This is a genomic window from Citrobacter sp., from assembly GCF_050252275.1.
Classification (GTDB): domain Bacteria; phylum Pseudomonadota; class Gammaproteobacteria; order Enterobacterales; family Enterobacteriaceae; genus Citrobacter_A; species Citrobacter_A amalonaticus.
In genome coordinates, this window is sequence record NZ_JBFWLF010000018.1 from 1 (window position 1) to 9,639 (window position 9,639).

Annotated in this window: 10 protein-coding genes; 8 read left to right on the top strand and 2 right to left on the bottom strand. The window is 52.6% G+C overall.

All coding sequences use genetic code 11. The annotated features are described in order from the left end of the window. The coding region (locus AB7E14_RS02800) for an inorganic phosphate transporter (RefSeq protein ID WP_428169313.1) at positions 1 to 1,081 on the top strand (1,081 nt) is incomplete at its 5' end. 69 nt (positions 1,082 to 1,150) lie between these two features. Here AB7E14_RS02800 and AB7E14_RS02805 read toward each other — a convergent pair. Continuing rightward, a complete protein-coding gene (locus AB7E14_RS02805; RefSeq protein WP_058587897.1) occupies positions 1,151 to 1,885 on the bottom strand; it encodes a dTMP kinase in 735 nt (244 codons plus the stop codon). A 171-nt stretch (positions 1,886 to 2,056) separates the two neighbouring features. Here AB7E14_RS02805 and AB7E14_RS02810 point away from each other — a divergent pair, with 171 nt between their 5' ends. The 7 genes from AB7E14_RS02810 (at position 2,057) to lptG (ending at position 8,631) form a co-directional block, all read left to right on the top strand. Beyond that, positions 2,057 to 2,800 carry a hypothetical protein gene (locus AB7E14_RS02810; protein WP_044258095.1) on the top strand — a complete coding sequence of 248 codons (744 nt, stop codon included), beginning with the start codon at positions 2,057 to 2,059 and terminating at the stop codon, positions 2,798 to 2,800. An 11-nt stretch (positions 2,801 to 2,811) separates the two neighbouring features. Next, positions 2,812 to 3,603, top strand: a complete 792-nt coding sequence (locus AB7E14_RS02815; protein WP_058587896.1) for a hypothetical protein — start codon at positions 2,812 to 2,814, stop codon at positions 3,601 to 3,603. A gap of 110 nt (positions 3,604 to 3,713) precedes the next feature. After that, positions 3,714 to 5,051, top strand: a complete 1,338-nt coding sequence (locus tag AB7E14_RS02820) for a lipopolysaccharide biosynthesis protein (protein WP_316962197.1) — start codon at positions 3,714 to 3,716, stop codon at positions 5,049 to 5,051. After that, complete coding sequence (locus AB7E14_RS02825) at positions 5,048 to 5,872, top strand: hypothetical protein (RefSeq protein ID WP_316962196.1); 825 nt, start codon at positions 5,048 to 5,050, stop codon at positions 5,870 to 5,872. The genes AB7E14_RS02820 and AB7E14_RS02825 overlap by 4 nt, the downstream gene beginning before the upstream one ends. A 52-nt stretch (positions 5,873 to 5,924) precedes the next feature. Further along, positions 5,925 to 6,497 carry a YtfJ family protein gene (locus AB7E14_RS02830; protein ID WP_043001067.1) on the top strand — a complete coding sequence of 191 codons (573 nt, stop codon included), beginning with the start codon at positions 5,925 to 5,927 and terminating at the stop codon, positions 6,495 to 6,497. Next, a complete protein-coding gene (gene lptF, locus AB7E14_RS02835; RefSeq protein ID WP_316962195.1) occupies positions 6,497 to 7,567 on the top strand; it encodes an LPS export ABC transporter permease LptF in 1,071 nt (356 codons plus the stop codon). Before AB7E14_RS02830 ends, lptF begins: the two co-directional genes overlap by 1 nt. Further along, positions 7,564 to 8,631 carry an LPS export ABC transporter permease LptG gene (lptG, locus tag AB7E14_RS02840; RefSeq protein ID WP_044264025.1) on the top strand — a complete coding sequence of 356 codons (1,068 nt, stop codon included), beginning with the start codon at positions 7,564 to 7,566 and terminating at the stop codon, positions 8,629 to 8,631. Before lptF ends, lptG begins: the two co-directional genes overlap by 4 nt. 89 nt (positions 8,632 to 8,720) lie before the next feature. Here lptG and AB7E14_RS02845 read toward each other — a convergent pair. Next, on the bottom strand, positions 8,721 to 9,639 hold a 919-nt coding region (locus tag AB7E14_RS02845; protein ID WP_428169314.1), incomplete at its 5' end, for an aminotransferase class I/II-fold pyridoxal phosphate-dependent enzyme.

Genomic DNA, 9,639 nt, shown 5'->3' on the forward strand with positions numbered 1-9,639 from the left:
GACTTCGGTAGTCGATGCGCTAAACATCCCGGCAGTGGTCAATATCTTTGCGTCGTTGATTGCGTCTCCCGTCGTCGGAATGGTGATCGCAGGCGGCCTGATCTTCCTGCTACGCCGCTACTGGAGCGGCACTAAAAAACGCGATCGCATCCACCGTCTTCCTGAAGAACGGAAAAAGAAAGGCGGTAAAAAGAAACCCCCATTCTGGACGCGTATTTCGCTCATCTCCTCAGCGGCGGGCGTGGCCTTCTCTCACGGCGCGAACGATGGTCAGAAAGGGATCGGCCTGGTGATGCTGGTACTGGTGGGGATTGCGCCTGCCGGTTTCGTGGTGAACATGAGCGCTTCAGGCTACGAAATCACCCGCACGCGTGATGCTGTCAGCAATCTTGAAATATACTTTCAGCAGCACCCTGACGTGATAAAACAGGTAGTGGATAAGGCTCAACCGCTTACTGCACCGACAGCGAATTCCTCCTCAACCACCGAATTTCATTGCCATCCGGCGAATACGATGGATGCCCTGGGTCGCGTCAAAACACTGTTACCAGCAAACCTGGAGAGTTACGACACCTTAAGCGTGCCGCAACGCGGTCAGTTACGACGCATCATGCTGTGCATCTCCGATACGGCAGATAAAGTGGCAAAACTAGCGGATATCAGTCGTAGCGACGTGCATCTGTTGAAAAAACTGAAAACCGACATGCTGAGCACCATTGAATATGCGCCGATCTGGATAATCATGGCGGTCGCGCTGGCGTTGGGCATGGGGACAATGATCGGTTGGCGGCGCGTGGCCACCACAATTGGCGAGAAGATTGGCAAAAAAGGGATGACCTATGCCCAGGGAATGTCCGCACAGATCACGGCGGCGATCTCCATTGGTCTTGCCAGCTATATCGGGATGCCGGTTTCTACTACGCACGTGCTCTCTTCCGCCGTCGCAGGAACGATGATCGTCGACGGCGGCGGATTACAGCGGAAAACCGTCACCAGCATCGCAATGGCCTGGGTATTCACGTTACCAGCGGCGATTTTGCTGTCCGGGTTTCTGTATTGGGCTTCCCTGCGACTTATCTAAGTCAACTGCCGGCTTAGCGAAACGGAATATACCTGAGAATGCCCAGCTCGCCAGACTGGGCATCAATACTTACTGAGGATGAAAGCTAACGGCGGGCTGATTACCTTCAGTGTGATGATAGCCACGAGCAGCCATAAACGCGGTTATCGCTTTTTCCGCATCCGCCAGCACTTCATCCAGCGGCTGATTAGCATCGATATCAACCAGAGGCGCACCGCCAAAGGTCAGTTGCGGTGTTATCGCGATTTTTCTTGCCAGCGCTTCTCTACGGTGATCGGGTTTGCGTGCACAAGCAACGTCGAGATCAACATTCAGTTTTATCACTAAATCCGGCTTATGGCTGGCCATCCAGTGAAACGCCGAGCGTTCTTGTTCGGCCAACCAACTCACGAAGCGACTCCCCTCTGTATTGGCGGGAAATACGGTACCATCATAAGCGCCGGGGATTTGTATCTGAGGGTAGCGATCGGCTAACACAATGAGGCCCTGCCGACGACACGTCAGCATATGGCGAAACCGCAATAACCGACGCGCAACGAAAAACATAATCACTAATGCAGGTACCACTCCAGGTAATTTTTTTGCAGTTTTAACTTTATTACGTTCGATAACGTTACCTAATGAATTACCCATTAACGGTAATTTAACCACGGCGCGCCCTACATTTCCCGCCTGTTTACCCAGATGAACTTTTTCAGTCGGGCCATATTTCTGCAAACAGATAACAAGATGTTCGCAGACCGTTGTTTTCCCCGAACCATCGCTGCCAATAACGGCTATTAGCGGAGGTTTAATTGATTGCATAAATGCACCCTTAAATAAAAATACCCACCATGAATAATTTATTATCCGATTCTCCTTTCGGATATAATTGTTAATACTAAAACGACAATTACCCATTGTCACAACTTTATTGAACAGATATTCTTGGCACACAACCGCCGCCCTCAATTAATTATTTAAACTGGATCTTTCGTGAGTCAATATACTATTCCCACTATACCTCCCCCTTTCGCACGGGTGATTGCTATAGTCGGTTGCGATGGTTCAGGTAAATCAACCCTGGCAGCCAGCCTGACGTCGCATCTCGCCCTACAGTTGCCAACAAAACAGCTTTATCTCGGGCAGTCCTCTGGTCGTATTGGTGAATGGATTGAACATTTGCCTGTTGTCGGGGCGTTGTTGGGGCGTTATCTGCGAAAAAAAGCGGCACACGTACACCAGAGTCCTTCTGCGCCGCCAGGAAACATCACGGCGCTGGTGATCTTCCTGCTCTCTTGCTGGAGAGCATACAAATTCCGCAGCATGCTAATTCAGAGTCGGCAAGGCACGCTGTTCATCGTCGATCGTTATCCCCAGGCGGAAGTGCCCGGTTTTCGCTTCGACGGGCCACAGTTGGCCAAAACGGCTGGCGGTAATCGGTGGGTACGACTCCTGAAAGCCCGTGAACTCCAGTTGTACCAGTGGATGGCCTCCTGGCGGCCTCTGCTGTTGATCCGGCTGGATATCGATGAAGAAACCGCCTTCTCACGTAAGCCTGATCATCCCCTTGCCGTGCTCCACGAGAAGATCGCGGTCACGCCGCATCTGACGTTCAACGGAGCACCAATCCTCGAACTGAACGGTCGGGAGTCGGCGGATAAAATTCTTACTGAGTCATTACGCTCAATTCAGACCTCTCTTCGCGATCACCGGATCGGATTTGCGAGTCCTTTTTAAGACGGAACGACATGGACACAGAGAACTTAAGCCCCCAGAACGGGCCATTACCGGAATATATTCCGGGACTGATTGCCGTGGTGGGCTGTGATGGCACCGGTAAATCCACGCTGACGGCGGATTTGGTAAAAAACCTGCAGCAAAAGTGGGTAACTGAACGCCGCTATCTGGGACTTGTTTCCGGAGAAGATGGCGACAAAATCAAACGTCTGCCGCTTATCGGGACATGGCTTGAACGACGACTGGCGACCAAGTCGTCAAAAACGCAGAGCATGAGTACCCGGGCTCCCGCACTTTGGGCGGCGTTAATTATGTACGGATTCTCGCTACGCCGGATGGCTAACTTACGCAAGGTCCGGCGACTGGCGCAAAGCGGCGTGCTGGTGATTAGCGATCGCTACCCTCAGGCCGAAATTTCCGGTTTTCATTATGACGGACCGGGGATTGGCGTCGAACGCGCAACGGGCTGGGTGAAAACCCGCATGGCGAGGCGCGAATCCCGCCTGTATCAGGAAATGGCGTTATATCGTCCTGAACTCATCATTCGTCTTGATATCGATATTGGTACCGCATTTTCCCGTAAGCCCGACCACGACTACAACGAGCTGCGCGACAAAATCGACGTCATGATGAAGCTCACCTACAACGGCTCGAGAATTCTCGATCTGGATTCCAGAGCGCCCTACCGCGAGGTGCTGGAAAAAGCACTGACAGCCGCCTCCGTTACGGCCCGGGATTCTCAGCGCAGGCGCGTTTTATCACAACACGCCAGCGTCCTGCCCGAAATCGGGGAGCACCCATAGCAAAAGAATCTCTGAACTCAGGCACGTACGCGTCACTGGCCTGAGATTTTATGCTGGGCGGGTTTGCCCCTGCTGAGTGATCATTAACAGGTCTGGCGGTTTTTTATCCCATGAAAAAGTGGTTTGCTGATGGCGCGTTTCGCACCATCATTCGTAACAGCGCCTATTTAGGCTCCAGCAATGTGGTGAGCGCCCTGCTGGGGTTACTGGCGCTTTCCTGCGCCGGTAAAGGGATGACGCCTGCGATGTTCGGCGTGCTGGTCATTGTTCAGTCGTACACCAAAGCCATTAGCGATTTTGCCAAATTCCAGACCTGGCAACTGGTCGTTCAGTACGGCACACCCGCGCTGGAAAATAATAATCAGCAGCAGTTCCGCGATGTGATCTCTTTTTCCTTTAGCCTGGATATCGCCAGCGGTGCTGCGGCGATCCTTTGCGGGATGGGGTTACTGCCGTTTCTTTCGCATTCATTAGGCCTCGATGCCGACAGCTTTTGGCTGGCAATGCTGTACTGCACGCTGATCCCTTCAATGGCCTCATCAACCCCAACGGGGATTTTGCGGGCGGTAAACCGTTTTGATTTGATTGCCGTACAGCAGGCCACCAAACCTTTCCTGCGCGCGCTGGGCAGCGTTATCGCGTATTTCGGCGATTTTGGGTTTGCCGGTTTTGTGATCACCTGGTACGCCTCCAGCCTGGTCGGCGGCACAATGTACTGGTGGTTTGCCGCGCGCGAACTGCGTAGCCGGAATATTCACGGTGCGCTACGCCCACGACTGTTTAAGTCGGCGCGCCGCCTTGAAGGCGCATGGAATTTTGTCTGGGCAACCAACTTTGCCCACACGATCTGGTCTGCGAGAAACTCCTGCAGCACGGTATTGGTGGGTGTCGTTCTCGGCCCTGCCGCCGCCGGGCTGTTTAAAATTGCGATGACTTTCTTTGATGCGACAGGAACGCCAGCACAGCTGCTTGCAAAGAGCTTTTATCCCGAAGTGATGCGCTTAGATCCGCGCAGCAAAAAGCCGTGGCAACTGGGAATGAAATCCGCGTTGCTGGCCGGCGGGATTGGAATCGTCGTAGCACTTGCGGTGGTGATTGTTGGTAAGCCGCTTATTTCGCTGGTTTTTGGCGTCAAATACCTCCAGGCGTATGACCTCATCCAGATTATGCTTGGTGCAATTATCGTCTCAATGTTGGGCTTTCCTCAGGAATCGCTGCTGCTTATGTCCGGCAAACAGCGGGCTTTTCTGACCGCACAGACCCTGGCTTCTATCGCCTACATAGTCCTGCTACCAGGGCTGTCGCATCTCTTTGGCGTAATCGGCGCGGCATTTGCTTATTTCGCCGGACAATGCCTGGATGTGCTGCTTTCCCTGATCCCGACATTACACGCCTATCGCCATCGTCAGCGCTTGCCATTTACCGCAGGCAAAGAGACTCACTCATGACACACGAAAAATTCTCGCCAGACGTTCTTCAACGCCTCTTTGCGGCGGTGGAAGAAGACGACATCGTTGATCGCCATGCCGCGCTACCGGAACATATTCATACCTACTGCACCGAGGAAAATATCCGTCGCTGTTATGATTTGTGCCTGCAGTTTTGGGAGGAGGGTTTTACCCGAACGGACTTACTGCATTTGGTGCTGAAACAATTACGCGGCGGCGAGCTGTCAGATAACGAACGGATGCAGTACAAATACATTCGCGCGCGTTATAAGCATTTACGTTTCGCACTGCGTCTCTATCGCAAGAACCACCAGGCAGGCCGTTTATTTAGCAAAACCACCGTTTTTCTCGGCCACTTCCAGGACGGGTTTCGTAACGGAAATAAAACGATTATTGCCACCTATGGAAAGCGCTTGCGTCTTTTCCTGAGCCTTCCCGTCTGGTGGGTTGTCCAGTATTCCTTACACCACAGTCAGCCAGAAACGGCCAACGGATTTACCACCTATTGTCAGGCGCAAATGCGCACGCTACGGGATCTGCTGGCCCAACCGCAACTGACAGGACGTGAATTCCACACTATGCGAAAAATCATCAGTCAGCAGGTTTCTTATTTCGATACGTTACGCTCTCTCGAACCTGACAATCACGATGCTCGCGCCATCTCCCGCTTTCTGGCTGCTATTAACGGTCTGATGGGAGACCGCCATGATGAGATGGTGGCCGATGCAATGGAAATGCGAACACCGTACGACGAGCCCTGCGCACTGAATGGCGATATTCGTGGCCGTATAGAGCAATGGCTCGCCCGTTATCCTCTGTAGATTGCCCGACACAGGATTCTCCATCCCGACTCAGCGAAATAAAGGATTTGCGATGCTGATACGTCGATTATTGATGATTTCACTTCTGCTCTCGCCATGGCTGGCGTCAGCACATAACTTTGTCGGTGGCCAGCCGGTTAAGCCCATTGTCATTACGGATCGCGGCGAATTACTGCTGGATAATCGCGATACGTTTAGCTACCGAACCTGGAATAGCGGTGAACTGGCAGGAAAGGTGCGCATTGTTCAGTATATTGCCGGGCGAAAATCGGCAAAAAAGAAAAACGCAATGTTGATAAAAGCCGTTAAGGCCGCCCATTTCCCTCTGGACCGCTTTCAACCGACCACCATCGTGAATACCGATGATGTGATCTTTGGTTCTGGTTTCTTTGTTCTCGGCAAGATAGAAAAAAACAAACGTCGCTACCCGTGGGCACAATTTATCATCGACAGCAGCGGACTGGGACGCAAAACCTGGCAACTCAATGAGATGAGTTCAACCATTCTGGTGCTGGATAAAGAAGGCCGCGTCTCGTGGGCTAAGGATGGTGATCTGACGCCGAAAGAGGTGCATCAGGTCATCGCGATGGTACAAAAGATGGTTAACGAATCGCCAGGCCTGTGATGAAATTAATTGAACACTACATCATGACCGGTATTTGTCGACTGGTGGTGACACTTGTGGGCTTTCTGATTTTTATTTTCGCCTGCTATTGCGCACAGCGCTACCTGACCGAAGCGGCCAACGGGACATTAGCCCTCGGCGTTGTGCTGAATGTTGTCTTCTATAAAGTTTTGATTGCGCTGGAGATGTTGCTTCCGGTCGGTCTGTATGTATCCGTCGGCGTCACCCTTGGTCAGATGTATACCGATTCGGAAATGACGGCGATAGCCGCCGCTGGTGCCACGCCTTCACGCCTTTATCTCGCCGTGATGTTCCTCGCCATTCCATTGAGTATTCTGGTGTTGCTCCTGTCTCTGTACGGCAGACCCTGGGCTTACGCACAAATATATCAGTTAGAACAGCAGTCGCAGTCAGAGCTGGATGTCCGTCACCTGCAGGCAAGAAAGTTTAACGTCAACAACAATGGACGGATGATCCTCGCCCGTCAGATTGACCCCGACACGGCTCATTTGAATGATGCGCTGATCTACACCGCCTCTGCCAGTAAAACCAGTATCTTCAGGGCCAACAGCGTGGACGTTGTTGATCCCTCCTCCACGACGCCCTCAGTGATGTTGCACTCCGGTACCGCCTATGTCCTGGATCATCAGGGCCGTGATGATAACGAGCAACTTTTCCGCAATCTCAAACTGAATATGAAACCGTTCGACCAGAATGGCGAGGTCAAACGCAAGGCGAAATCCATACAGACGCTCGCTCGTTCCTCTGCACCGGCGGATACCGCTGAACTGCAATGGCGGGAAAGTCGCGGAGTCTGCGCGTTACTCATGGGGCTGCTGGCAGTCCCGTTAAGCCGCGTCAGGCCACGCCAGGGACGGTTTTCCACACTGCTCCCGCTCACGCTCTTATTCGTCATCATTTTTTATGGCGGTAATATATGCCGTACGCTGGTTGCCAACGGTGCGTTGCCCATCACGCCGGGACTGTGGCTGGTCCCCCTGCTCATGCTGTCAGGTCTGGTGATTCTGTTGATTCGCGACGGCACGCTGCGATGGAAAACGTATAAATGAAAATCTTCAGTCGCTATATCATACGCAATCTCTTTTTAGGATTTGCGGCGGCTGCAGGGTTACTGCTTCCCCTGTTTACCACCTTTAATCTGATCGGCGAACTCGATGATGTGAGTCCAGACGGATACCGCTGGACGCAGGCGGTGATGGTCGTGTTGATGACATTGCCGAGGACCCTTATCGATCTTGGTCCGTTTATCGCTTTGCTCGGTGGCATTATCGGATTGGGACAGTTGTCGAAAAGCGGGGAATTAACCGCCATACGCACCACGGGATGCTCAATTTTCAAAATCGCCATAGTGACGCTAAGCGCGGGACTGATGCTAATCGTTGCCCTCGGCGTCATTGATGAATGGATTGCCTCGCCGATGCAACAACAGGCGTTGCAGATTAAAACGCGCTACAGCAATCACGATACGGCAGGAAACATTCTGTGGGCCCGGCGCGGCAATGTGTTTGTGACGGTAAAATCGCTGGATGCGCATCGCCAGCCAGAAGGCATTGAGCTCTTTTACTACCGGGCGGACCACTCTCTGCAACGGTATATCTATGCGCGAACCGCCACCATTTCAGATAACGGCGTCTGGCGGCTTGAGGGTGTCAATCAAAAAGCGTGGGCCAACGGTAAGGAGACAATCGAGACGAAAGAGAACGTCGTGTGGTCATCTTTGTTCGCGGACATGAGTCTTGAGGAACTCACCCTGCCCAGCAGCAGTTTTTCAGTTAAACAACTCAGTCATTATATTTCCTACCTGAAGAGTACAGGTCAACCCAGTCTCGAATTTACGCTGGCGTTGTGGCTAAAGCTGGGACATCCGCTTTTAATCCTGGCGATGATTTTACTGGCGATCCCTTTCACCTTTAGCACCCCCCGCGCTCCCGGACTCGGGAGTCGACTGGCCGTCGGTGTGATCGTTGGTCTACTTACTTACGTCTGTGACCAGATCATCGTCAACCTGGGACTGCTCTATTCCCTGAACGTGCAAATGACAACGCTGGCACCGCCAATATTGCTCCTGGCGGTGGCATTAATACTGGTTTATCGATTCGATCGCCAACCCTGATATCGCAACATTCATCAGACGGCGTGATGGACAGGAGTAAGACATCGCAGCAGATATTCTCAGGAAGAATATCTGCTGCGCAGAGCGGATTATTTTTTCAGCTGTGCAAATGCCTGAATAATCGCGTCAATCTGCTCGTAGGTATGTGCGGCATTAACACTGCAACGCAGCAACGTAATCCCGGCGGGGGCAGCCGGTGGCAAAATGAGATTCACATAAACGCCAGCGGCGATCAGTTCTCGCCAGATACGCAGTCCCTCTTCTTTTGCGCCAATAATCACCGGCACCACAGGGCTGATGTGCGAACTCAGCTCATAGCCCAGTTTCTCAAGCCCTTCATACAGTCGCGCTGCGTTATCCCACAGCTTTTGGCGCAGCTCCGGTTGTGTTGCGATCGTTTTCAACGCAGAGCGGACGGTTGCAATGCTCGACGGCGATGGGGATGCGGTGAAAATGTAGGGACGACTGGCGTAACGCAGGACATCCATGCCCTGATCGCCGACGGCAAAACCACCAATAGAAGCCAGGCTCTTACTGAAGGTTCCCACAATAATATCAACATCCTGCTCCACACCGGCGGCTTCCGCCAGTCCCCGTCCCTTCGCGCCCATCACGCCGAAGGAATGGGCTTCATCGACAATTAAAAAGCCACCCAACCGTTTTTTGATCTCGACAATATCGACCAGTGGCGCAATGTCGCCCAGCATGCTGTAAATGCCTTCGACAATGATGATTGCGTCTTTGGCGCGCTCACCAAGGCGCATCATGCGCCGCTCGAGATCTTTCGCGTCATTATGGCGAAAGCGGATAATTTCAGCTCCACCTAACGCGCAGGCATCATAAATGCTGGCGTGGCTGTCAGCGTCCAGCAATACCACGGCATTGTGACTGGCAAGCGTGCTGATAATCCCCAAATTCGCGGTATAGCCTGTGGAGAATACGATGGCTGATGGTCGCTCAAAAAACACGGCAATCTCCTTTTCTAAGGCTAAATGTGGTCCATAGCTG